Origin of the sequence: Eremococcus coleocola ACS-139-V-Col8, from assembly GCF_000183205.1 — a bacterium.
Classification (GTDB): domain Bacteria; phylum Bacillota; class Bacilli; order Lactobacillales; family Aerococcaceae; genus Eremococcus; species Eremococcus coleocola.
Window position 1 is genome coordinate 1 of sequence record NZ_AENN01000009.1, and the last position, 22426, is coordinate 22426.

The window sequence follows — 22426 nt, forward strand, 5'->3', positions numbered from 1 at the left end:
TCCGTCGATTTTTTATGCCCTTTTGGGTTTTTGAATGGAGGAAAATCACATGAAAATTATTAATATTGGAGTTTTAGCTCATGTTGATGCAGGAAAAACTACCTTAACAGAAAGCTTATTATATAACAGTGGAGCGATTACAGAATTAGGAAGCGTGGACAAAGGTACAACGAGGACGGATAATACGCTTTTAGAACGTCAGAGAGGAATTACAATTCAGACAGGAATAACCTCTTTTCAGTGGGAAAATACGAAGGTGAACATCATAGACACGCCAGGACATATGGATTTCTTAGCAGAAGTATATCGTTCATTATCAGTTTTAGATGGGGCAATTCTACTGATTTCTGCAAAAGATGGCGTACAAGCACAAACTCGTATATTATTTCATGCACTTAGGAAAATGGGGATTCCCACAATCTTTTTTATCAATAAGATTGACCAAAATGGAATTGATTTATCAACGGTTTATCAGGATATTAAAGAGAAACTTTCTGCCGAAATTGTAATCAAACAGAAGGTAGAACTGTATCCTAATATGTGTGTGACGAACTTTACCGAATCTGAACAATGGGATACGGTAATAGAGGGAAACGATGACCTTTTAGAGAAATATATGTCCGGTAAATCATTAGAAGCATTGGAACTCGAACAAGAGGAAAGCATAAGATTTCATAATTGTTCCCTGTTCCCTGTTTATCACGGAAGTGCAAAAAACAATATAGGGATTGATAACCTTATAGAAGTGATTACGAATAAATTTTATTCATCAACACATCGAGGTCCGTCTGAACTTTGCGGAAATGTTTTCAAAATTGAATATACAAAAAAAAGACAACGTCTTGCATATATACGCCTTTATAGTGGAGTACTACATTTACGAGATTCGGTTAGAGTATCAGAAAAAGAAAAAATAAAAGTTACAGAAATGTATACTTCAATAAATGGTGAATTATGTAAGATTGATAGAGCTTATTCTGGAGAAATTGTTATTTTGCAAAATGAGTTTTTGAAGTTAAATAGTGTTCTTGGAGATACAAAACTATTGCCACAGAGAAAAAAGATTGAAAATCCGCACCCTCTACTACAAACAACTGTTGAACCGAGTAAACCTGAACAGAGAGAAATGTTGCTTGATGCCCTTTTGGAAATCTCAGATAGTGATCCGCTTCTACGATATTACGTGGATTCTACGACACATGAAATTATACTTTCTTTCTTAGGGAAAGTACAAATGGAAGTGATTAGTGCACTGTTGCAAGAAAAGTATCATGTGGAGATAGAACTAAAAGAGCCTACAGTCATTTATATGGAGAGACCGTTAAAAAATGCAGAATATACCATTCACATCGAAGTGCCGCCAAATCCTTTCTGGGCTTCCATTGGTTTATCTGTATCACCGCTTCCGTTGGGAAGTGGAATGCAGTATGAGAGCTCGGTTTCTCTTGGATACTTAAATCAATCATTTCAAAATGCAGTTATGGAAGGGATACGCTATGGTTGCGAACAAGGATTATATGGTTGGAATGTGACGGATTGTAAAATCTGTTTTAAGTATGGCTTATACTATAGCCCTGTTAGTACCCCAGCAGATTTTCGGATGCTTGCTCCTATTGTATTGGAACAAGTCTTAAAAAAAGCTGGAACAGAATTGTTAGAGCCATATCTTAGTTTTAAAATTTATGCGCCACAGGAATATCTTTCACGAGCATACAACGATGCTCCTAAATATTGTGCGAACATCGTAGACACTCAATTGAAAAATAATGAGGTCATTCTTAGTGGAGAAATCCCTGCTCGGTGTATTCAAGAATATCGTAGTGATTTAACTTTCTTTACAAATGGACGTAGTGTTTGTTTAACAGAGTTAAAAGGGTACCATGTTACTACCGGTGAACCTGTTTGCCAGCCCCGTCGTCCAAATAGTCGGATAGATAAAGTACGATATATGTTCAATAAAATAACTTAGTGTATTTTATGTTGTTATATAAATATGGTTTCTTGTTAAATAAGATGAAATATTTTTTAATAAAGATTTGAATTAAAGTGTAAAGGAGGAGATAGTTATTATAAACTACAAGTGGATATTGTGTCCTGTATGTGGAAATAAAACACGATTAAAGATAAGGGAAGATACTGAATTAAAAAAATTCCCCCTCTATTGTCCGAAATGCAGACAAGAAAATTTAATTGAAATAAAGCAGTTCAAAGTAACTGTGATTACAGAGCCAGACGCAAAGACGCAGAGCCGATAAAATGAGATTAATACAATCTCATTTTATCGGCTCTTTCCGTTATGTATGGATTCTTTTAATTAGTCTTCGATGTTTCTTGCTTCGTTGATACCGCTGGCTAAAGATTCCATTAAGGATAGTTCTTTGTCTGTAAAGCTATCCATGTATTTCTCTATCTGTAATCGTCGGGTGCTTTTTACCAAGTTATTAGCAGGTAAGAAAAATTCATCAACGGAAACATGAAGTAACGATACAAGGTCATAAAGAACTTGTATGCTGGGGTGTTGCCCTTTATTTTCAATATTAGTTAAGTACCGTGGGTCAATTTCAATCAATGCTCCCACTTGTTCACGAGTTAAACCTCGTTTCAATCGAGCTTCTTTAATGGCTAAACCAAAGGCTCTAAAATCATATTTATCTTCTTTTTTACGCATAGTAGACCACCTCTATACATTTTATTGTTCCTACTGAATTAAAAACAGGTATAGAAAAACGTGTTATATGGTTTAAAGGTTTATATTTAATAAAAAGCACTACTAAACGCCAATAAAAAAAACCGTTATATGGTAGTGCTATTTACGCTGTTAAAATATTGTATATTACTTCCAAATGGCGGTTTGTTGGAGGTCAACGTCGCCATGAAGTACATCATATACAATAAATTTCCTTACATTGGGTTCTTGTCAAAAAAAGTCGTCTATCTGCAATAGATAAGTACGTCCACCAATGTGGTTTTATAAATCATATAGATAGAATAACAGAAGCATGTAAACAGAGAAATAAATCTGTTTATATGCTTTTTTGGCTATTCAGAACTTTTTTACAAAGTTTATTTATCAGTAATGCAACAAATCCCCCTTTCACATTGGGACTAAGAGTGAAAGGAGATAAACGAGCAAGGCTCACTTCCTTTCCTAGACAGAAAGGGGGTGAGAAACATGAAACCATCTTCTTTTCAGACCACAATAGAAAATCAGTTTGACTATATCTGTAAACGTGCTATGGAAGACGAGCGAAAGAATTATATGCTTTATCTTTCAAGGATTGCAAAGCGTGAGGTGTCCTTTTCGGATGTTGGCGATTATCTTGTTAGCCAGTTTGCGACAACAGATAACTATTCAACTGACTTTCAGATTTTTACACTCAATGGGTTATCAGTAGGCGTTGAAAATGATTTGTTGAGTGAAGCATTACGTGAGTTGCCAGACAAGAAACGTGAAATTCTACTGCTGTTTTACTTTATGGACATGAGCGATTCAGAAATTGCAGACCTGTTGAAATTGAACCGTTCTACTGTCTATCGGCATAGAACCAGTGGACTAGCCTTAATTAAAAAGTTTATGGAGGAATTTGAAGAATGAAAACACAATATCCTATGATTCCCTTTCCTCTCATTGTAAAGGCAACAGATGGCGATACCGAAGCGATTAACCAGATTCTACATCATTACAGAGGGTACATAACGAAGCGTTCCCTACGACTTATGAAAGATGAATATGGCAATCAAAGTATGGTCGTTGATGAAGTCTTACGTGGAAGAATGGAAACCAGACTGATTACAAAGATTTTGTCATTTGAAATTAAGTAATATCCTCTCTCCTTTCGTGGAAGCGTGCTAAACCATTCCACGCTTCCCGAACAGGGAGGTTTGTTATTCCACCAAAGCATATTGAGCTTTCAATGTGTTTTGATAGGCTAACGAGCCATTGTTCTTTGAAAACTGAATAAAAGTAATCGAATACGTTTCGATAAGAAAAGAGCCAACGGAACTAACCGCCATGACCTATCTTATAAAGATAGCGAGCGATTCATGTTAGTGATCCGAGAAGCAATCTTTAGCAGGATTGCCTGCAACGACATTCTTATCGTGATAATGATACTCCCATACAGTCAATAGTCCGAGCGTGATAAAACCGTCGCAGGCAATGAGTATGGCTACATGAGAACCATGCAGGGGTGGAACTCCCGTGAGCTTTGCTAAAGCTGTTCGATTGCTGGTAAAACAACTTTTATGAAATCCAAATAAGTGATTTGGAAAGGAGGATTTTATGAAGCAGACTGACATTCCTATTTGGGAACGTTATACCCTAACCATTGAAGAAGCGTCAAAATATTTTCGTATTGGCGAAAACAAGCTACGACGCTTGGCAGAGGAAAATAAAAAAGCAAATTGGCTGATTATGAATGGCAATCGTATTCAGATTAAACGAAAACAATTTGAAAAAATTATAGATACATTGGACGCAATCTAGCGTCGCCAAAGGGTCTTGTATATGATAAAATAGTATTAAGTCGTATCAAGGCTCTTTCCATAAAGGAAAGGAGCAAATGCCATGTCAGAAAAAAGACGTGACAATAAAGGTCGAATCTTAAAGACTGGAGAGAGCCAACGAAAAGACGGAAGATACTTATACAAATATATAGATTCATTTGGAGAACCGCAATTTGTTTACTCGTGGAAACTTGTGGCTACAGACCGAGTACCAGCAGGAAAGCGTGATTGTATCTCACTTAGAGAGAAAATCGCAGAGTTACAGAAAGACATTCATGATGGTATTGATGTTGTAGGAAAGAAAATGACACTCTGCCAGCTTTACGCAAAACAGAACGCTCAAAGACCAAAGGTTAGAAAAAACACTGAAACTGGACGCAAATATCTTATGGATATTTTGAAGAAAGACAAGTTAGGTGTAAGAAGTATTGACAGTATTAAGCCATCAGACGCTAAAGAATGGGCTATTAGAATGAGTGAAAATGGTTATGCTTATCAAACCATCAATAACTACAAACGTTCTTTAAAGGCTTCATTCTATATTGCTATACAAGATGATTGTGTTCGGAAGAATCCATTTGACTTTCAACTGAAAGCAGTTCTTGATGATGATACTGTCCCTAAGACCGTACTAACAGAAGAACAGGAAGAAAAACTGTTAGCCTTTGCAAAAGCTGATAAAACCTACAGCAAAAATTATGATGAAATTCTGATACTCTTAAAAACAGGTCTTCGTATTTCAGAGTTTGGTGGTTTGACACTTCCAGATTTAGATTTTGAGAATCGTCTTGTCAATATAGACCATCAGCTATTGAGAGATACTGAAATTGGGTACTACATTGAAACACCAAAGACCAAAAGTGGCGAACGTCAAGTTCCTATGGTTGAAGAAGCCTATCAAGCATTTAAGCGAGTGTTAGCGAATCGAAAGAATGATAAGCGTGTTGAGATTGATGGATATAGTGATTTCCTCTTTCTTAATAGAAAGAACTATCCAAAAGTGGCAAGTGATTACAACGGCATGATGAAAGGTCTTGTTAAGAAATACAATAAGTATAACGAGGATAAATTGCCACACATCACTCCACATAGTTTGCGACATACATTCTGTACCAACTATGCAAATGCAGGAATGAATCCAAAGGCATTACAGTACATTATGGGACATGCTAATATAGCCATGACGCTGAACTATTACGCACATGCAACATTCGATTCTGCAATGGCAGAAATGAAACGCTTGAATAAAGAGAAGCAACAGGAGCGTCTTGTTGCTTAGTAGTACAAATGAATTTACTACTTATTTACCACTTCTGACAGCTAAGACATGAGGAAATATGCAAAGAAACGTGAAGTATCTTCCTACAGTAAAAATACTCGAAAGCACATAGAATAAGGCTTTACGAGCATTTAAGAAAATATAAAAAGATAATTAGAAATTTATACTTTGTTTGTGCTAAAAAAAATAAATTTAGAAATAAAAAAACCACCGAGTGGTGGTTTTTAGCTTTCAATTTAATTATCTTCTTCTTCCAATTCTAAACATTCATCTAAATCAAATTTTTTTGTGAATTCTGGATCCATATGGGTTAAGAAGTGCCAATCTTCTGAATCGTTTTTTCTATATAGGATTGCTTCTCCGTCTTCTGATCCAAAGTAGGCTCTTTCTACTTGGTAGCCTTTCTTTTCTAGATTTTTATTTACTTCTAAATAATTATTTTCTCTCGCTTCGATATAATCTATTAAATCTGAATTCGCTACTGTGTAAGCATCCACTCTAGTTGCTCCATCTACGATTCCTTTTCCTTTTTTAGATAAATTTGGAATTTCTTTCCAATATACTTCTACATCGCCATCTTCTGTAAACATAAACTTAGTTAGTGGTACTATGTTGCCATTTATTTCTAGTTCCATGTAGTCTGAGATTGAATCTAGCTTTATAGTTTCGTATTCAAATCCGTCTATCTCTTCAAATTTGTATCCTTTAAGTTGAGATACAAATTTTCTTCCTTCTTCTATGGTGTCAAATAGTCCCAGCTCTGTGCTCATTCCATCTTGGTATAATTCTAATATAAACATTTTTTCTCCTTATCTATTTAAGTCTATTTCAAATTTAAAACTTGAATCGCCTTGAGTTGCTCTATACTTAATCTTGTAGTTTTTAAGAAGACTACTAACTATATAGAGCCCCAGTCCATTTCTATTCTTCTTAAGATTCTTCTTGCTAAGATCAAAGTTTACGTCAAAGATTTTATCTATATCGATACTACTTTTATTTTCATAAGTGTTTTCGATGTATCTATCCCCTTTTTCTGATCCTATATTTATACTACCATAAAAACGACCATACAAGAGCATCTTTACTCTTGTATGGTCGTTATTTCTTTTTTTACCGCTTAAAGGTTATCAGTTATACTTTGTTTTCTTCAATCCCTAACTGAACGCTCCTAATAGCCCGCTTTTTATCTAATTAATCTTCTATTATCGAATTTCCAAACCATCAACCGTTTGTAAACCAGCTAGTACTTGATCCATAGCGGCTTGGACTTGATCATCCGTCAAGGTTGCTTGCGGATCTTGGAATGTTAACCGGTAAGCCAAGGATTGTTTACCTGCAGCAATATGGTCCCCTTGGTAACGATCAAATAAGTCAAGACCGACTAATTTGTCGCCAGCCTGGGCTTTAATGATTTCTACCAATGAGGCATGACTTTGTTTTTCATCGACCAGTAAGGCGATGTCCCGAGACGTTTCAGGGAAGCGTGGAATTGGTGCTTGGGTGATAATTTCGGCTTGGGCGGCAATTAAATCTGCGACCCTTACTTCACCGAAGAAAGTGGTATCATCGAGGTCATAGTCTCGAGCAGTTTGGGGATGGACTTGACCAAAGAATCCAATTTCTTGGCCATCCAAGAGAATAGCCGCAGTTCGACCTGGATGCATGACGGGCAAATCATTTTTACTCCGATAAGTAATGTGGTCGCTTAGGCGAACCGTTTCGAAGTATGCTTCAAATATTCCTTTTAAATCAAAGAAGTCATATTTACGGTCTTTACCATACCAAGTATTGGCTTCATTTTGGCCAGAAAGTAGAATTGACAACCGTTCTTCTTCAATTGGTTGCTTATGTTTATCTTCAGATAAGAAAACGCGACCAATTTCATAAAAGGCCAATCCCGTATTTTTACGGTTAGCGTTATACATGGCTACGTCCATTAAAGCTGGGAACATACTTTGACGTAGAACGGTCCGTTCTTCAGACATAGGCCAATCCAATTCAACGAAACCATATGACTTATCTTGAATTAGTTGGGCTTTGTCTTTTGAAGTTAGGCCATAAGTAATGATTTCATTTAAGCCAAGTCCTTCAAGTATTTGACGGCTATGACGGGCAAAGGCTTGAGCCTTACTTAAGTGACCCGGCGTTGTTTCACCACTTGGTAATGTAGTAGGAATATTATCGTAACCATAGATACGGGCAATTTCTTCCAAAATATCGGCTTGGATAAAGATATCCCACCGCCGGTTAGGTACGGTCACTTCAAAGGAGTCTTTGCTTAATTGACAGTCAAAATTTAAGCGGTTAAAAATATGGCCAATTTGGTCTGAGCTTAAGTCTACCCCTAATTGATCAGCTACTTGGGCATAGGTCATCTTAATTTTAAGTGGGCTGTAGTTTTGATGGTTTTCTTCAACAAAACCATCCACCACTTGACCTTGGCCTAATAAAGCCATCAAGCCAGCAGCTTGATCGCCTGCTTCAGTCACCGTATCTTTATTAATCCCCTTTTCAAACCGAGCTGAAGATTCGGACCTCAAGGCAAGACGGCGGGAAGTTTTACGGACATTGGCCGAATTAAAGATAGCAGTTTCTAATAAAACGTTTTTAGTTTGATCCGTTACTTCAGAATCTAATCCACCCATAACTCCAGCTAAAGCAATCGCTCTATCACCTGATTTGATTAAAACATCTTCAGCCGTCAATTTACGGTCAATCTCATCTAAAGTAGTAAACGTTTCACCCGCATGCGCACGTGCCACCGAAATTTCTTTAGATGGTAAAGTGTCTAAGTCAAAAGCATGCATGGGTTGACCGTATTGAATCAAATAATAGTTAGTGACATCGACAATATTGTTGATTGGGCGAATGCCCGCCTTCATTAATCGCATTTGTAACCAAAGTGGACTTTCCGCCACGGTTATATTCTCAACCAAATGGAGTTGGTAATGACTAGCTAGGTCTTCTTCAATAGACACCTTGACTTGACCTAAAGCACCCTCATTATCTTCCACTAAAGGAAGGTCTTCTAATAAATTCATTATAGGTTTTTGGTCTAGAATGGCCCCAATTTCATAAGCAGAACCCACCATTGATAAGACGTCAGCCCGGTTAGGGGTAATGTCTAACTCTAAAATTGGATCATCTAATTTCAAATACTCAATTAAATCCTGACCTACGGGTGCATCCTCAGGCAAAATATAAATACCATTCGCATAGGCTTTGGGCACAACAGAATCTGGAAAGCCTAATTCCCCTAAGGAGCAAATCATCCCATTGGATGCTTGACCGCGAATTTTACCCGCTTTAATGGTCACACCGCTAGGTAAAGTGGCACCTGGTAAGGCCACCATCACTTTTTGGCCCGCTTCAATATTTGGAGCTCCACAGACAATTTGTTGGACCGCATCACCATAGGATCCAACTTGAACTTGCGCCACATGTAAATGATCAGAGTCTGGATGGTCGATCAATTTAAGCACTTGACCCACAACTAAATTGGATAAGTCTTGGCCATAGTTAATCACTGATTCAATTTCAATCCCAGTCCGAGACATTAATTCTGCTAACTCTTGACCTTGAACCCCGGTCATATCTAGGAAATCACTGAGCCATTCAAATGATACTAACATCTAATTTTGTCCTCCTTTGAATTGTTGGTTAAAACGTAAATCATTGGTATAGAAATGACGGATGTCATCGACATTGTTACGAAGCATGGCAATCCGTTCAATTCCAAGACCGAAGGCAAAACCCTTATATACTGATGAATCGACGCCAGACATTTCTAACACATTAGGATGAACCATGCCTGCACCTAATACTTCGATCCAACCCGTATGTTTGCAGACATTACAACCTTGGCCCCCACATTTAAAGCATGAAATATCAATTTCGACCGATGGTTCAGTAAATGGGAAATAAGAAGGACGAAGGCGAATTTGTCGGTCTTCACCAAACATTTGTTGAGCAAATAACAATAAAGTTCCCTTTAAGTCAGCCATAGTCACGTGTTTATCGACCACTAAGCCTTCAATTTGTTGGAATTGATGAGAGTGGGTAGCATCATCAGAGTCGCGCCGGAAAACCTTACCCGGTGAAATCATTTTTAAAGGTCCCTTGCTGAAATCATGTTTTTCCATGGTTCGAGCTTGCACAGGCGATGTATGAGTCCGCATCAATAATTCTTCCGTAATATAGAAAGTATCCTGCATATCTCGAGCCGGATGATCTTTAGGCAGGTTCATTTTTTCAAAGTTATACAGATCTTGTTCAACTTCTGGACCTTCTACCACTTGGTAACCCATACCTAGGAAGATATCTTCTACTTGTTCCCTAGTTTGAGTTAAAATATGGCGGCTTCCAAACTTGTGACTATGTCCAGGCAAAGTGACATCCAATCGTTCGGCTTCAAGTTGGGCTTGAAGTTCTTTGGCGGCGACTTGACTTTGAGCAGTTTCCATACTTTGATTAAAGGCGGTATTAAATTGTTTTAAAGCCTGACCAAGTTGAGGTTTTTCATCCGGAGCAAGACTCCGCATTTCTTTTTGAATGGCCTGTAATTGGGACTTCTTCCCGGTAAAGGCTACTTTGATATCATTTAAGACTTTGGATGATTCAGCCAGGCTGATTTGTTGCTGAGCGTCTGCCAATAAATTATCTAAATCTTTTTGTAAATCAACAATTGACATGATTTTCCTACTTTCTTTTTAATCTTCGCTAAAACCTACAAATATGATGGTGTCAGGCCTTCTAGACATCATCACTGCAATAAAAAAAACCCTCCCTGGTCAGGGACGAGCTATCGTGGTACCACCCTTGTTCATTGCTAGGTCCTAGCCTAGCAACGCACTTGGACCCATAACCGTGGGTGCGGTACCCTTTTCAATCATTTCATATCTTTAGGGGTAAACTCAGAAATTGAATAGTTCGACGACTTACTAACTTACTTTCAGTCAAGGTAAGTCTTCCTGTGGTTCGCGTCGCACCTTAGATTTCGTCTTCGTTTTTTGTGATTAGCTTAAGTATAGCGATTTGCCTTGAAATCGTCAATATTTAGACTTCTGAATAAGTGATTTATTTCGACAAAATCTATCCTTAATCTCATTATTTAAATTTAGGACCAGAAATAAAGAATGAAACCGCTAAGGAAGCTAAGGCATTCCCATAACGGATGCTTAGGCCTTTGCTAGCTTGATAAAATCCAGTTGAGACTTCAAGCATGGCGGCTTCCTTGTCCATCAAGGTAACTAGCCAAGACTCGGCATATTTAGGCACATCCCGGGTCGCACCCCACATATGTTTTAAGATAATATCTTCTTCTAAGTCGGATAGGTGGGTTAGTTTTTTTGCGTTGGCCAAGGCAATTCTTGGATGTTCATATAAATGCCCTTTTGGACCATATTGGTCTTTTTGCCATACTTGATAGAAAAATAAATCATGGAGTAGACCAGCCCGAGCAGTCGCCCGTTTATCTAAGCCAAACTTTCGTGCTAAACAGAAAGCGCGATAGGATACAGTTAAGGAATGTTCTAAGCGGTTACTGTAATTGTGGTGAACAAAATCTGCTAAGGATTGAACTTGTTCTTGATCTAATAAGTCTTGGACGCAGTCTAAATAGTCTTGATCAGTTTGCCAATTGAGTCGGGTGAAAAATGCCATATTCTGCCTCCTTAGTTAAGTTACTCTTATTGTACTACTTTATTGTAAAGAAGAGATGAATTTTACATAAAGTTAATGTTAAGTTTTATGAAGCCTTTTCAAGCTTATCGTGAATTTTTCATGATTTTATCCATAGCTGACTCTATTTCTCATTTTATTTTGATTTTGTAAGAGCTTTATTTACATAAAATTTACAGCAAATTTACTCAAGATTTACACTCAAAGCTTATAATCTACTTATGTCCCTTAGGTTGGCCTTAAAACCATTATCTGACGGAATTTAATCGAAATAAAATAATATCCACAGTCATCGGTTAACTGGCAGAAGCAAGTTGTATTCTGATTCTGGCTTAATCGACTGTTCAAGAACGAACCTATAAAGTAAAAACTAGATTTCTACTTGTTGCTTCGTTCCTACTAGTTAGGAGGTAATATGCAAATACGTATCCAAGGGCTTTCTAAGTCATTTGGTCAAAACCAAGTCATAAAACCACTCGATATGGTCATTGAATCCAGCCGCTTAACCACCTTGTTGGGTCCATCTGGTTGTGGCAAAACTACCCTGCTCCGTATGATTGCAGGTTTAGAAAGGCCAGACCAAGGCCAAATATTTTTCGATGACGTCTGTGTCTTTTCCGAAGAAAAAGGAATTAATTTACCCCCAGAAAAAAGAGGCTTGGGCTTTGTGTTCCAAGACTTTGCTCTCTGGCCTCACATGACCATCTTTGAAAATGTCGCCTTTGGTCTACGGGCTACAAAAAATACCACGCGGTTAGAAGAACGGGTCCATAAAGCTTTGGCTTCAGTCCAACTAGAAAAAATGGCTGACCGTTATCCCCACCAACTATCGGGGGGGCAACAACAACGAGTTTCTTTTGCCCGCGCTATTGTGATTGAACCCGCTTGTATTCTCTTTGATGAACCCTTGTCCGCTTTGGATGCCATCCTACGTGAACAAATGCGGGTGGAATTAAGAGCCTTAATTGACCGACTACAAATTACGGCAATTTTTGTGACCCATGATCAAACTGAAGCTATGTCTATTTCAGACAAGATTGCGGTGATGTCACAAGGTTTAGTCCAACAATATGATAGTCCTGAAAATATTTATCAGGCTCCGGTCAATCAAACGGTGGCTAATTTTGTTGGTACCAGTAATTGGATTGATGATCATCACCTCTTCCGACCAGAACAAGCCCAATTAGTCGGCCAAGCCAATGATCAACATTTCCAAGCAAAGGTTATATCCAGTGAGTTTCTCGGTCAAAACTACTTAGTCCATTTAGAGTACCAAGGCCAAGAATGGTCCGTCTACTCCCCGATTCGTTTAAATCACGACCAAGTGATTGATTTGTATCTTGCCCCGCAGCATATCACTCAAGTTTAATTATTATAGAAGGAGACATAATTATTATGAAAAAATTCTTAAAAACAATGGCCCTTGCCGCAGTAACTTTAGGTTCTTTTGCTTCATTTGGTCTGACTGACCAAACCGTTTCAGCTGAAGGTGATAAAATCACTGTTTATATGCCATCCCCTGCCGGCCTCGCTGAAAAAATTGCTGAAGGTTTCAAAACTCAATCTGGTAAAGAAGTTGAAGTTTTCCAAGGAACGACCGGTGAAATCTTAGCTCGTTTAGAAGCTGAAAAAGAAAACCCTATTGCCGATGTGGTAATCTTAGCTTCTTGGTCTGATGGTTTAGCCATGAAAAATGATGACAAATTAGCTAGCTATGAATTGTCTAACAAGGACAACGCGGTAGAAAACTTTATCGATGAAGACAACACTTTATTCGGTTACTCTGCTTCAGCTGTTGGTGTTATCTATAATACAGAATTATTTGAAAGCTTAGAAGCTGACTGGGCTGACTTAAGTACTACCGAAGACTATAAAGACCTATTAGCGATTCCTGACCCTGAAAAATCAGGTGCTGCCAAAGACTTCGTTTCTGCTTATGTGACTGAAAAAGGTTGGGATGACTTCGAAGCCTTAGCTAATAACGGTACAATTGTGCCAGGCGCTAACAAGGCTACTATGGAAGCTGTCACTACGGGTGAAGTCGGTATCCTAGTCGCTGGGGTTGACTACAATGCTTACAAAGCCATCGATGAAGGTGAACCTTTAGCCATGTATTATCCTGAATCTGGTACTGTAATTAACCCTCGTCCAGCTATGATTATGAAAGACGCTCCAAACCCTGAAGGCGCGCAAGAATTCGTGGAATACTTATTCTCTGATGAAGCCCAACAAATGGTTGCTGATGCTTACTTAATCCCTGGTCGTGCGGATGTAAAATCTGAAAAACGCCCTAACGTAGATGAAATTCCTACTTTAAATACTGACTGGGCTAAGATGATGGAAGTTGCTTCTGAAGCAGCCGCTAGAATCAACGAATTAATGGCTTAATAATCAGTTGCCATGAAACAATTAAAGAGTAACTTAAAATTAGTAGCAAGCCTCGGGTTGCTACTAATTTTATTCATATTAATTATTGCTCCCTTGTTTTCGATTTTTATTCAAACCATTGTCGTCGATGGTCAAGTTACTTTAGACCAAGTAATCACAACCCTCGCTGAGCGTAAAAACTTACAAATGATTATCAATTCACTCTTATTGGGCTTTTTCACTGTCATAATGACTTCCCTGATTGCCCTACCCTTGGCTTATCTTTTTACCAAGACTAGTATGGCCAAGTATCAATTCTTTGATACGATTTTTATGATGCCTTTTATGACGCCGCCCTTTATTGCCTCTATGGGATGGATTTTGTTTATGCAACGACGGGGCTTGCTCCAACGTTTCATCCCGGCACTTGACCAATCAGATGAATTCTTTTTTACCATTACCGGTTTAGTTATTGTCATGAGTTTTCATAATTTTCCTTTTATGTATACCATGATGAAAAATGCCATCTTAAATATCCCCGCCTCCTTAGAAGAAGGCGCAGCGGTTTTTGGGGCCAATTTCTGGCGCCGGATTCGTAAAGTTTTTATTCCATTAATTACGGGTAATTACGCGATTGCTGCTTTGCTGGTTTTTGTTAAGGTGATTTCGGAATATGGGACGCCTGCGACCTTGGGTAAACGGATTGGCTTTAATGTCTTTACCACCGAAATCCATCGTTATGCCACGGTGGCGCCCATCTCCTTTGGTAAGTCAGCTTCCTTGGCTTCAATTCTGGTGACCATTTGTCTGGGGCTATGGATGATTCAAACCTATGTAACCAATCAGCGGACTTATAATCTCATTTCTGGTAAAGGTAGTCGGTCCAAACTAATCCAATTAAAACCTTGGCAACAAGTCCTAGCTTGGGGCTATATTTTGGCGATTATTACGGGGGCGACCATCATCCCCATGTTTTCTGTCTTCGCCACCTCAATTATTAAGTTAAGAGGGTATGGTTTCCGCTTTGATAACTTGACCTTTAAACATTATTATCAAATGTTTACTGCCAATGATAAAACGGTTGCTGCCATTCTAAACTCCTTCCTCTTAGCCTTTGTAGCAGCTACCGTTTGTGCTCTACTAGGTACCCTCATTGTGCTTACGATTCGTAACCTAAAAGGAAAACTAGCTAAAGGAATGGAGGCGATTAGTTTGCTGCCTGAGATGGTACCAGGCATTGTACTCATCTTAGGTATCATGCTGTTTTGGAATGATATCTATCATTTGATACCGATTTATAATACCATGTATCTCTTAGCTTTAGCCTATATCATCCTTTTTCTCCCCTTTACCGTCCAATATGTGACTTCATCCTTTACTCAAATTAATCCTTCCCTAATGTCAGCGGGTCAAGTCTTCGGAGCTAGCCCTTCCTATATTTTCCGCCGGATTACGCTACCCCTGATTAAGCCTGGTATTATTACTGGCTGGATGATGACTTTTATTATCTCCTTCCGAGAACTTGTCACAGCCTCCTTAATTTCGCCGCCAAATAAATACGTGATTTCCACCTTTATTGTGAGGGAATTTGAGCAAGGGTCCGTTTCAACCGGGATGGCCATGGCTGTCATTTGTGTCCTATTAACCACCACGACCCTCTTAATTTTAAACCATGTCACCCGCAAGAAAATTGTATAAAAATAAGCCTCTCTTCAGTTTTCAATTACTTCTGTACTGACCCCCTAAAGTTGGACCAAAAAATCCAACTTTTTGGGGGTCACTATATTCTGAAAAGAGGCTTGTTTTTTTAGTCTAGTGGTTAAAATGGAATAAAAGGATTCCGGTTGCAACCGCTACATTTAAGGATTCTGCTTGGCCGAGCATGGGAATATAAACAGAATGATCCGCTGCTTGAATTAAATCACCTGCCACGCCAGCCCCTTCATTGCCCATGATTAAGGCCACTTTATCGTCTAATTTAAGGTCTGAATAAATTTGGGCATCTTTATGAAGTGCGGTTGCCAGCACCGGAATCTTAGTCGCTTGTAATGCCGGAATAGCTGCCTTTAAATCATAATGGATGACCGGTAGATGCCAAATTGATCCTTGAGTAGCCCTTAGGACCTTATCATTATAAGGATCAACACAACCTTGCCCTAGTATGACTGCATCAAAACCGGCCGCATCTGCGGTCCGAATCATGGTCCCTAAATTACCTGGATCTTGGATGGCATCTAAGAGTAAGAGGCGGTGCCAACTTGGGTCGAGACTTGCTGGTTTTTGCTTGGATTCAACTACCGCAAAGACTCCTTGGTCTTGTTGGGTTTGGCTCAAGTATTGGGCCAAACCCGGCGTCAACAAATAAGTATCGCAATGGTCTTGATCAAATAATTCCTCATGGTCTCCTAAATAAGCAGGCGTCGCCATCAGAGCTTGGAGGGGTAAACCAGCTTTGAGGGCCTCTTGCACTAGGTGGTCTCCTTCAATTAGAAAAGCTCTCGCCTTGCGTCGGCCCTTACTCGTATGCAGTTTCCGCCATTCTTTAATGCTTTGATTTTGTTTGGATGTTATTTCATGTTTTGCTGACATAATGGGCCCCCTTTTTTTCTCTGTCTATTGTCTAGTAAATTATGGGGCTTGTCAATGAAAGGGAGTGAAACAGAAGTATAAAAATCTTTGATTTTCTGGTTTCTGTCTACTCCCTTGATTATATCATTCTACCTTATTTCACGGCGTATTCGGCACCACAATAAACACAGCGGTAAATCTTTGCTTCTTTGTCCACCAAGCGATACTCATGAACAATTTCTTGCTCAATTGAGGTAATGCACCGAGGATTTTTATATTTAATCACGTTAATCAATTTTTCCGGCATGTCAAGCTAAATTAGCAGATCCTCTTAAAGGAAAATTTAAAGTTGGGATTTTGGGGATGATACTTTTGCTTCGTGAGTTTTATGTTCTGATGCTTTTCTTTAATTTTGTTTAACTATGGAAAATTTTATTTAGTTACTGGTCAAGTGAGGAAAGCAGCGTATTATTTTCTTCATTTGTAGTATAAGTAAGGAAACCATTGGGGTGATTTCCACACTGGCAGTTCGAATCAGGAAAATTTTCCACACGCAAGCTGCCACTAAGGAAAATAATTCCTAGGTTTCTTTATCAGTACTGATAGTAAAGAAAATTTTCCACAATTAAAGGAAAAGTCTGGAATCCCAAGCCAAAACCTTGTGCAAACCGCCCAACCCATCCTATAATGAGGGCCTCGCCTAAGCGAGGCCACCGACTAAAGCCACCAGCGCAGACAATACTAACCAACTCCTGCACAACTCCTATACCGGCTCATAACCCAGTCCAATCCTATCAGAAAGCAGCGGGTTATAATCCCTGCTGCTTTCCTTTAATATCAAAAGAAGCCCTCGCCGACAAGCGAAGGCCTCATCACAACCTCAATCAAACTATTTAGTTAAACGATAAATGGCTTCAGCATAGATAGCTGTGGCTCTTAACAAGTCTTCAACTGCCAAGAATTCGTTGGCTTGGTGCATCACATCGATTGAGTCTGGGAATAAAGCACCATATGCAACACCGCGTGGCATTAAGCGGCCATAGGTACCGCCCCCAATCGATTGTTCGTGGGCTTCAAAACCAGTTTGTTTATGGTAAACATCCAGTAAAGTTTCTACCAATGGATCATCCGCTGGCACATAATGAGGGTCCTTATGGTGGCCCATAGAAACTTGAAGACTAGCATAATGACCGAGGGCTTTTTCCATTTGACCTAACATGGTATCAGGTTCTGTTCCTTCTGGATAACGGAAGTTCACATCAATATGGCCGCCCTTTTCAGCGTCATAGTTAGCAATTCCAATATTCATGGATACATCGCCCATGACATCATGATGGTGGCTTACACCCACTTTGCTACCATCAAAACCTTCAAATAATTCATGGCTTAAGACTTGGACAAAGTTTTCCGCGGCTTGGTCATCAAAGCGATATTGGCTCAAGAAACGGCCCAATTGAGTCGCCCCGTTGACACCTTTATGTGGAGTTGATCCGTGAGCTGACTTACCAACTACAGTGATAGATACTTGCTTGCCATCGACGCTTAAATCACCCTTTAAGTCATTTTCCGCTAAAAATTGGTCGAAATCTGCTTGGAAATCAATGTCCCCTTTTAATACCTCTAGGACTGCAGAAGCAGATTCAGGAACCATATTTGGTCGCAAGCCTGATTTAAATTCAATTAATTTTAAGTCGCCTTCTAAGACTTGAGAATCCTTGGTATCAATGGCTGCGGAGACATTCCCTTTTTCCCCATTAATGATTGGGAATTCAGCATCCGGTGAAAAACCAAAGTCGGGCATTTCTGCATGTTTGAAATAATAGTCCATACATTGCCAACCAGATTCTTCATCCGTACCTACAATTAAGTGAACCCGTTTATTGAAAGTATGCCCTAATTCACGCAATAATTTCAAAGCAAAATAAGCTCCTACGGTTGGTCCCTTATCATCCGAAGAACCCCGGGCATAAATCCGATCATTAATGATTTGTGGTTCAAAAGGATCAGTATCCCAACCAGACCCAGCTGGTACTACGTCCACGTGACCTAGAATACCCATCAATTCATCGCCAGCCCCAATCTCAACCCGGCCAGCCCATGGGCCAAAGGCTTGAGTTTGGAAACCATCTTCTTGGGCCATCTTAAGGAATTCATCTAAGGCAGCCTTGGGTCCCGGACCAACCGGAGTTTCCTCGGTTGCAGCCGCATCATCACGGACAGAATCAATTTTTAATAAACGAAATAGATCTTTAAATAAGTCTTCTTTACGACTTTCAACTTCTTGTAACCAGTTGATATTTTCCATAGTTAAGCTCCTTTATTTTTTAATACAGTTATTGTAACACTTTTTATAAAAAGGAGTGAAAAATCCAACCCCAGGGAAGGATTTTCTACTCCTCACTTCATTATTCCAAGCCATAGGGACGCAATAAATCACATTCTGCCGCCGTTAGTTCCCGGTATTGACCTAGATCAAGGTCAGGATCTAGGTCCAAGGGCCCCATACTAACCCGGTGCAAGTGTAACACTTCATGGTCTCTGGCCAGAAACATCCGTTTAACTTGATGGAACTTGCCTTCATGAATGGTCACCTTGGTCAAGCTTTGGTCTTTATCTGGATCATAATCTAAAATTTCTAACTCTGCCGCTTGGGCTGTAAAATCCTTTAAGCGAATTCCGGCTGCAAAGGCTGCAATATCTACTTCACTCACTTGGCCAGTCACCAAGGCTTGGTAGGTCTTAGCGACATGTTTTTTAGGCGAGAGTAATTGATGAGCTAATTGACCATTATTGGTTAAGAGTAACAAACCGGTGGTATCAATGTCTAACCGCCCCACTGGAAAAAGGTCGACATGGTCAAAATCAAGGGCAACCCAATCAATCACCGTTTCATGCATTTTATCTTCAGTAGCAGAAACCAAACCATCTGGTTTATTCAGCATTACATAGTAATAAGCCTGATATACAAGTTCTTGACCTAAATAAGCAACTTGGTCATGGTCTTCATCTACCCCATGGTTTACTTTGGTAACTGTTACGTCATTCACTTGGATTTGACCCGAAGTGATGAGTTTCTTGACTTCTTTACGCGAGCCTAGGCCAAGAGTCGCTAAAAATTTATCCAGCCGCATCATGATGGGAAAATCCTTAACTTATCTTGAATTTCTTGGAAACGATGTCCCAATAGAATGTGGAGTTTACCCATTAAGCCCATGCCTGCCCCATAAACAAAGACTGCAATGACCATATCAAAGAGAACTTTAACAAAGGTTAAACCACGTCCTACTGTGCCAAACAGACGATTTAAAGCGATATTCCAGGCTCCGGTGATTAACAGCATAACCCCAGATACGATAATAATCGCAGTCAAATCTGAAATAAGTTTGGCAAAGTCAAATTCTAAATGACGATGAAGTTCAAAGCACATTAAAAGTGAGGCGACTAAGAAGGCAAAGAGAGTGGCTGCTAAAGCTCCATGAGCTTGGAAAACAGCTACAAATGGATACTGGGCCATGGCTTTAACTAGGAGTCCAATTAGGAGATAGCGAATGGCCATCCGGCGCTGATCCATCGATTGCAAAATCGTTGAAAGAACAGTATAAGCCCCTAGGAAAATAGAGGATAAAGATCCGGTAATTAGTAGACCCGGTCCGGCTGGGGCTCCATTGGCATAGAAGAGATGGTAAATATTATCTGAAATAGCCACCATCCCAAAAGATGCGGGTAACATGATAAACATGAAAATCACTAAAATACGTTGGACTAAATCAGACGTAGCCCGCACATCTTTTTTAGCAAACAAGCTGGTTACAGATGGAATCGCAGACGCCGCCATCGCAACTGCTAGAGAAATAATAATCATCATTAACTTATCCACATCCAAGGACAAGGTTCCATATAATTCAGAAATTTCAATTAATAGAAGGGGTGACGTTGCCTGCATAATTTGACTAAAACTATAGGTATCAATCAATTGGGCAATAATAATTCCAGAGCCTAATAAAACAAATGGGATTGAGTCCCGAATCAGTAATTTGAAACTTTCCTTGAAGTCAATACTTACCTTATTTGGCGATGCTTGAACCAAACTAGTAATGGTTTTTTGTTGCCGCCATAATAAGTAGATCAAATAGACAAGGGATAGGAGTGCCCCGATAAAAGCAGCAAAGGTGGAGTGCACCACTGCCTGAGTGACATCACCTGAATAGATTTTCATAATGGCATAGGTTAAGGCTAGCATATAGATAACCCGGGCAATTTGTTCAATAATTTGAGAGACAGCCGTTGGTTTCATGTCATTAAAGCCTTGGAAATACCCTCTTAATAAGGACATAATCGGCAAGATTAATAAGGCTGGGACCAAGGACCGAATAACCAGGGTTGCACCTTCAGGATTAATGGTTGGCGATTGTTCCGCTAAAGCAGGTGCTAAAGCAAAGAGTAACCCACCGGATACGATCCCGGTGACTAACATGATAACCATGGCATAACGGAATAGTTTTTGAGCGACTCCATATTCTTTCTTGGAATGGAAATAAGCCATTAACTTAGCAATTGCTGATGGAAAGCCAGCAGTTGCTAAGGCTAAAAATAGTGAGTATGGTTTATAACCTACTGAATATAAGGAGTTGGCTTGAGTATATTCAGCGCCTAACCAAGCAGCCCATGGAATAATATAAATTGCACCTAAGATTCTAGAGAAAATCGAACCTACAGTCATCCAAATTGTGCCAGAGACAAAGTGGTCGGACCTAGCCTGGTCAGCTGACTCAGTTATATGATTCAAATCTTCATCCATTACTTCGCTTTTAAAGTGTGATTCAGGCTCAAGTGTCTCCTCATCTTCTACATCGAGGTCAGGGGTAATTTCATTTTCTGCTAAATAATCCGCTTCAGCTTGTTCTTCTTCCGCCTTAATCACCGCATCAATCACACCTACTTGCTCAAGAGTGTTATCTAAGATAATCTCATGGGTATTGTGGAGCGCTGCCATTTCTTGGTCAAGTTCAGACTGCTGTTTAGTTTGAGCTTCTTTAGCAGCCGCTTGCGCCCATTCTTCTTCAAAATCGCGATTGGCTTGGTTAAAGGCTTCATCCTCATCAATATCCACAAGGTCTGCATCAACTAAATCAGCTTCCTCAGTAATGGATGGTTTAGTTTGGGCTTCAACTTCAAGATTATGGTCAAGCTGGGCTTCACTTTCCTCTGATGAAGCAACCCTCTCATCTTCATAAACAAGTGCCTCATCTGCTTCAATAGGCTGAGCTTCTAATTTTTTTGCATCAGCCAAGTCCATATCATCAAGAGAGTCAGCTTCAATTGCTTCGCCCTCGTTTTCTTCGGTCTTATCCGAATTAGTTAAACGGTCAAAGAAGCTGGCTGATTTAGCACGAAATGACCCAACGAAGTCACCAATTTTAGGACTCGAAGCTTGATCATTGGGACTAAAGTAGTCATCTTCTTCCTCGACTTGATTATATAAGGTTTCAAAATCCTCATAATCATCATCAATTTCTGCTGGATTAAGGTTCATTTCAGTTTCACTTGTCGCTTGCTTGGCTTTAAACTGGTTTAAAAAATCATGCCAGCGCTGCGGCAATGATTTGTCTTGATGGACAGGTTGACCTAATTCTGCTGGTCTTTCTTCATTTTCTTCAAAATCAGGCCCTTCATAGTAAGCCTTGGCAAACTCATAGTCATCATATTCAACATCACCCTCGGATGTCTGAGCTGAAGCCAAGGCATCCTCATCAGCTTCCAAGCCCCTAGAAAAATCTTGTTCTCTAGACCCTTCTTCTTGTTCACGGGCTTGACGATCAAAGAAATCTTCATCATAACCTTGGGCATTCAGATGGCTTTCCTCAGGACGAGCTTCATAGAGACGCTGATTATAAAAATTACGAATCCGTTTTAATTCATCTTCGGTAAATTGAATGGTATCTGCGAGATCACGACGATAATGGCCCTTGTCTTGAGCATCTTGTTTTAAATCATGTTCATCTTGCGTCAATTTCTTTCCTCCTCATT

At 39.5% G+C, this 22426-nt stretch carries 19 protein-coding genes; 9 read left to right on the forward strand and 10 right to left on the reverse strand.

The features are described from left to right. Positions 1 to 49 precede the first annotated feature (49 nt). Both tet(M) and HMPREF9257_RS08925 read left to right on the forward strand, forming a co-directional pair. Complete coding sequence (gene tet(M) / locus HMPREF9257_RS02715; RefSeq protein ID WP_000691727.1) at positions 50 to 1969, forward strand: tetracycline resistance ribosomal protection protein Tet(M); 1920 nt, start codon at positions 50 to 52, stop codon at positions 1967 to 1969. A 118-nt stretch (positions 1970 to 2087) separates the two neighbouring features. Then, complete coding sequence (locus HMPREF9257_RS08925; protein WP_000336323.1) at positions 2088 to 2255, forward strand: cysteine-rich KTR domain-containing protein; 168 nt, start codon at positions 2088 to 2090, stop codon at positions 2253 to 2255. Between the two features lie 59 nt (positions 2256 to 2314). Here HMPREF9257_RS08925 and HMPREF9257_RS02725 read toward each other — a convergent pair whose 3' ends face one another. Then, positions 2315 to 2668 carry a helix-turn-helix transcriptional regulator gene (locus HMPREF9257_RS02725; RefSeq protein WP_001227347.1) on the reverse strand — a complete coding sequence of 118 codons (354 nt, stop codon included), beginning with the start codon at positions 2666 to 2668 and terminating at the stop codon, positions 2315 to 2317. A 504-nt stretch (positions 2669 to 3172) separates the two neighbouring features. On the opposite strand from HMPREF9257_RS02725, the gene HMPREF9257_RS02730 reads away from it, so the two are divergent. From HMPREF9257_RS02730 to HMPREF9257_RS02745, 4 genes are all read left to right on the forward strand, one after another. Then, on the forward strand, positions 3173 to 3595 hold the full coding sequence (locus HMPREF9257_RS02730; RefSeq protein WP_000804885.1) for a sigma-70 family RNA polymerase sigma factor: 423 nt from the start codon (positions 3173 to 3175) through the stop codon (positions 3593 to 3595). Beyond that, a complete protein-coding gene (locus tag HMPREF9257_RS02735) occupies positions 3592 to 3822 on the forward strand; it encodes a helix-turn-helix domain-containing protein (protein ID WP_000857133.1) in 231 nt (76 codons plus the stop codon). Before HMPREF9257_RS02730 ends, HMPREF9257_RS02735 begins: the two co-directional genes overlap by 4 nt. Positions 3823 to 4282: 460 nt before the next feature. Continuing rightward, entirely contained in the window at positions 4283 to 4486 is a 204-nt protein-coding gene (locus HMPREF9257_RS02740) for an excisionase (protein WP_006417979.1), read from the forward strand. Between the two features lie 81 nt (positions 4487 to 4567). Then, the gene (locus HMPREF9257_RS02745) at positions 4568 to 5785 is read left to right on the forward strand and encodes a tyrosine-type recombinase/integrase (protein WP_001291561.1); all 1218 of its coding nucleotides are present in this window, start codon (positions 4568 to 4570) and stop codon (positions 5783 to 5785) included. 236 nt (positions 5786 to 6021) lie between these two features. Here HMPREF9257_RS02745 and HMPREF9257_RS02750 read toward each other — a convergent pair whose 3' ends face one another. From HMPREF9257_RS02750 to HMPREF9257_RS02770, 4 genes are all read right to left on the reverse strand, one after another. Further along, positions 6022 to 6585, reverse strand: a complete 564-nt coding sequence (locus HMPREF9257_RS02750; protein WP_006417960.1) for a hypothetical protein — start codon at positions 6583 to 6585, stop codon at positions 6022 to 6024. A 402-nt stretch (positions 6586 to 6987) separates the two neighbouring features. Beyond that, a complete protein-coding gene (gene pheT / locus HMPREF9257_RS02760) occupies positions 6988 to 9417 on the reverse strand; it encodes a phenylalanine--tRNA ligase subunit beta (RefSeq protein ID WP_006417970.1) in 2430 nt (809 codons plus the stop codon). Next, on the reverse strand, positions 9418 to 10476 hold the full coding sequence (pheS, locus tag HMPREF9257_RS02765; protein WP_006417958.1) for a phenylalanine--tRNA ligase subunit alpha: 1059 nt from the start codon (positions 10474 to 10476) through the stop codon (positions 9418 to 9420). 415 nt (positions 10477 to 10891) lie between these two features. Further along, the gene (locus tag HMPREF9257_RS02770; protein ID WP_006417975.1) at positions 10892 to 11446 is read right to left on the reverse strand and encodes an HD domain-containing protein; all 555 of its coding nucleotides are present in this window, start codon (positions 11444 to 11446) and stop codon (positions 10892 to 10894) included. Between the two features lie 433 nt (positions 11447 to 11879). On the opposite strand from HMPREF9257_RS02770, the gene HMPREF9257_RS02775 reads away from it, so the two are divergent. Genes HMPREF9257_RS02775 through HMPREF9257_RS02785 form a run of 3 tightly spaced genes read left to right on the forward strand, consistent with a single transcriptional unit; the run spans position 11880 to position 15529 of the window. Continuing rightward, positions 11880 to 12833, forward strand: coding sequence for an ABC transporter ATP-binding protein (locus tag HMPREF9257_RS02775; protein ID WP_006417974.1), 954 nt, complete (start codon positions 11880 to 11882; stop codon positions 12831 to 12833). A gap of 26 nt (positions 12834 to 12859) precedes the next feature. Further along, positions 12860 to 13852 (forward strand): ABC transporter substrate-binding protein, encoded by a 993-nt coding sequence (locus HMPREF9257_RS02780; protein WP_006417961.1) that lies wholly within the window; start codon positions 12860 to 12862, stop codon positions 13850 to 13852. A gap of 57 nt (positions 13853 to 13909) precedes the next feature. Next, the gene (locus HMPREF9257_RS02785; protein ID WP_218015541.1) at positions 13910 to 15529 is read left to right on the forward strand and encodes an ABC transporter permease; all 1620 of its coding nucleotides are present in this window, start codon (positions 13910 to 13912) and stop codon (positions 15527 to 15529) included. 114 nt (positions 15530 to 15643) lie between these two features. Here HMPREF9257_RS02785 and HMPREF9257_RS02790 read toward each other — a convergent pair whose 3' ends face one another. From HMPREF9257_RS02790 to HMPREF9257_RS08705, 5 genes are all read right to left on the reverse strand, one after another. Further along, positions 15644 to 16420, reverse strand: coding sequence for a TrmH family RNA methyltransferase (locus HMPREF9257_RS02790; protein WP_006417957.1), 777 nt, complete (start codon positions 16418 to 16420; stop codon positions 15644 to 15646). Positions 16421 to 16553: 133 nt separating this feature from the next. Further along, positions 16554 to 16706: an aspartate carbamoyltransferase gene (locus HMPREF9257_RS09625; RefSeq protein ID WP_006417971.1), complete on the reverse strand. Its 153-nt coding sequence runs from the start codon at positions 16704 to 16706 to the stop codon at positions 16554 to 16556. A 582-nt stretch (positions 16707 to 17288) separates the two neighbouring features. Beyond that, a complete protein-coding gene (pepV, locus tag HMPREF9257_RS02800; protein WP_006417973.1) occupies positions 17289 to 18704 on the reverse strand; it encodes a dipeptidase PepV in 1416 nt (471 codons plus the stop codon). A gap of 100 nt (positions 18705 to 18804) precedes the next feature. After that, complete coding sequence (locus tag HMPREF9257_RS02805; RefSeq protein ID WP_040466660.1) at positions 18805 to 19530, reverse strand: pseudouridine synthase; 726 nt, start codon at positions 19528 to 19530, stop codon at positions 18805 to 18807. Next, on the reverse strand, positions 19530 to 22409 hold the full coding sequence (locus HMPREF9257_RS08705; RefSeq protein ID WP_006417966.1) for a polysaccharide biosynthesis protein: 2880 nt from the start codon (positions 22407 to 22409) through the stop codon (positions 19530 to 19532). The genes HMPREF9257_RS02805 and HMPREF9257_RS08705 overlap by 1 nt, the downstream gene beginning before the upstream one ends. Positions 22410 to 22426: the final 17 nt, after the last annotated feature.

Excerpts from the sequence above, each read along its gene's own strand:
- HMPREF9257_RS02725 (WP_001227347.1), bottom strand. The coding sequence starts at position 2,668 with ATGCGTAAAAAAGAAGATAAATATGATTTTAGAGCCTTTGGTTTAGCC.
- HMPREF9257_RS02730 (WP_000804885.1), top strand. The coding sequence starts at position 3,173 with ATGAAACCATCTTCTTTTCAGACCACAATAGAAAATCAGTTTGACTAT.
- HMPREF9257_RS02735 (WP_000857133.1), top strand. The coding sequence starts at position 3,592 with ATGAAAACACAATATCCTATGATTCCCTTTCCTCTCATTGTAAAGGCA.
- HMPREF9257_RS02740 (WP_006417979.1), top strand. The coding sequence starts at position 4,283 with ATGAAGCAGACTGACATTCCTATTTGGGAACGTTATACCCTAACCATT.
- HMPREF9257_RS02745 (WP_001291561.1), top strand. The coding sequence starts at position 4,568 with ATGTCAGAAAAAAGACGTGACAATAAAGGTCGAATCTTAAAGACTGGA.
- HMPREF9257_RS02750 (WP_006417960.1), bottom strand. The coding sequence starts at position 6,585 with ATGTTTATATTAGAATTATACCAAGATGGAATGAGCACAGAGCTGGGA.
- pheT (WP_006417970.1), bottom strand. The coding sequence starts at position 9,417 with ATGTTAGTATCATTTGAATGGCTCAGTGATTTCCTAGATATGACCGGG.
- pheS (WP_006417958.1), bottom strand. The coding sequence starts at position 10,476 with ATGTCAATTGTTGATTTACAAAAAGATTTAGATAATTTATTGGCAGAC.
- HMPREF9257_RS02770 (WP_006417975.1), bottom strand. The coding sequence starts at position 11,446 with ATGGCATTTTTCACCCGACTCAATTGGCAAACTGATCAAGACTATTTA.
- HMPREF9257_RS02775 (WP_006417974.1), top strand. The coding sequence starts at position 11,880 with ATGCAAATACGTATCCAAGGGCTTTCTAAGTCATTTGGTCAAAACCAA.
- HMPREF9257_RS02780 (WP_006417961.1), top strand. The coding sequence starts at position 12,860 with ATGAAAAAATTCTTAAAAACAATGGCCCTTGCCGCAGTAACTTTAGGT.
- HMPREF9257_RS02790 (WP_006417957.1), bottom strand. The coding sequence starts at position 16,420 with ATGTCAGCAAAACATGAAATAACATCCAAACAAAATCAAAGCATTAAA.
- HMPREF9257_RS09625 (WP_006417971.1), bottom strand. The coding sequence starts at position 16,706 with ATGCCGGAAAAATTGATTAACGTGATTAAATATAAAAATCCTCGGTGC.
- pepV (WP_006417973.1), bottom strand. The coding sequence starts at position 18,704 with ATGGAAAATATCAACTGGTTACAAGAAGTTGAAAGTCGTAAAGAAGAC.
- HMPREF9257_RS02805 (WP_040466660.1), bottom strand. The coding sequence starts at position 19,530 with ATGCGGCTGGATAAATTTTTAGCGACTCTTGGCCTAGGCTCGCGTAAA.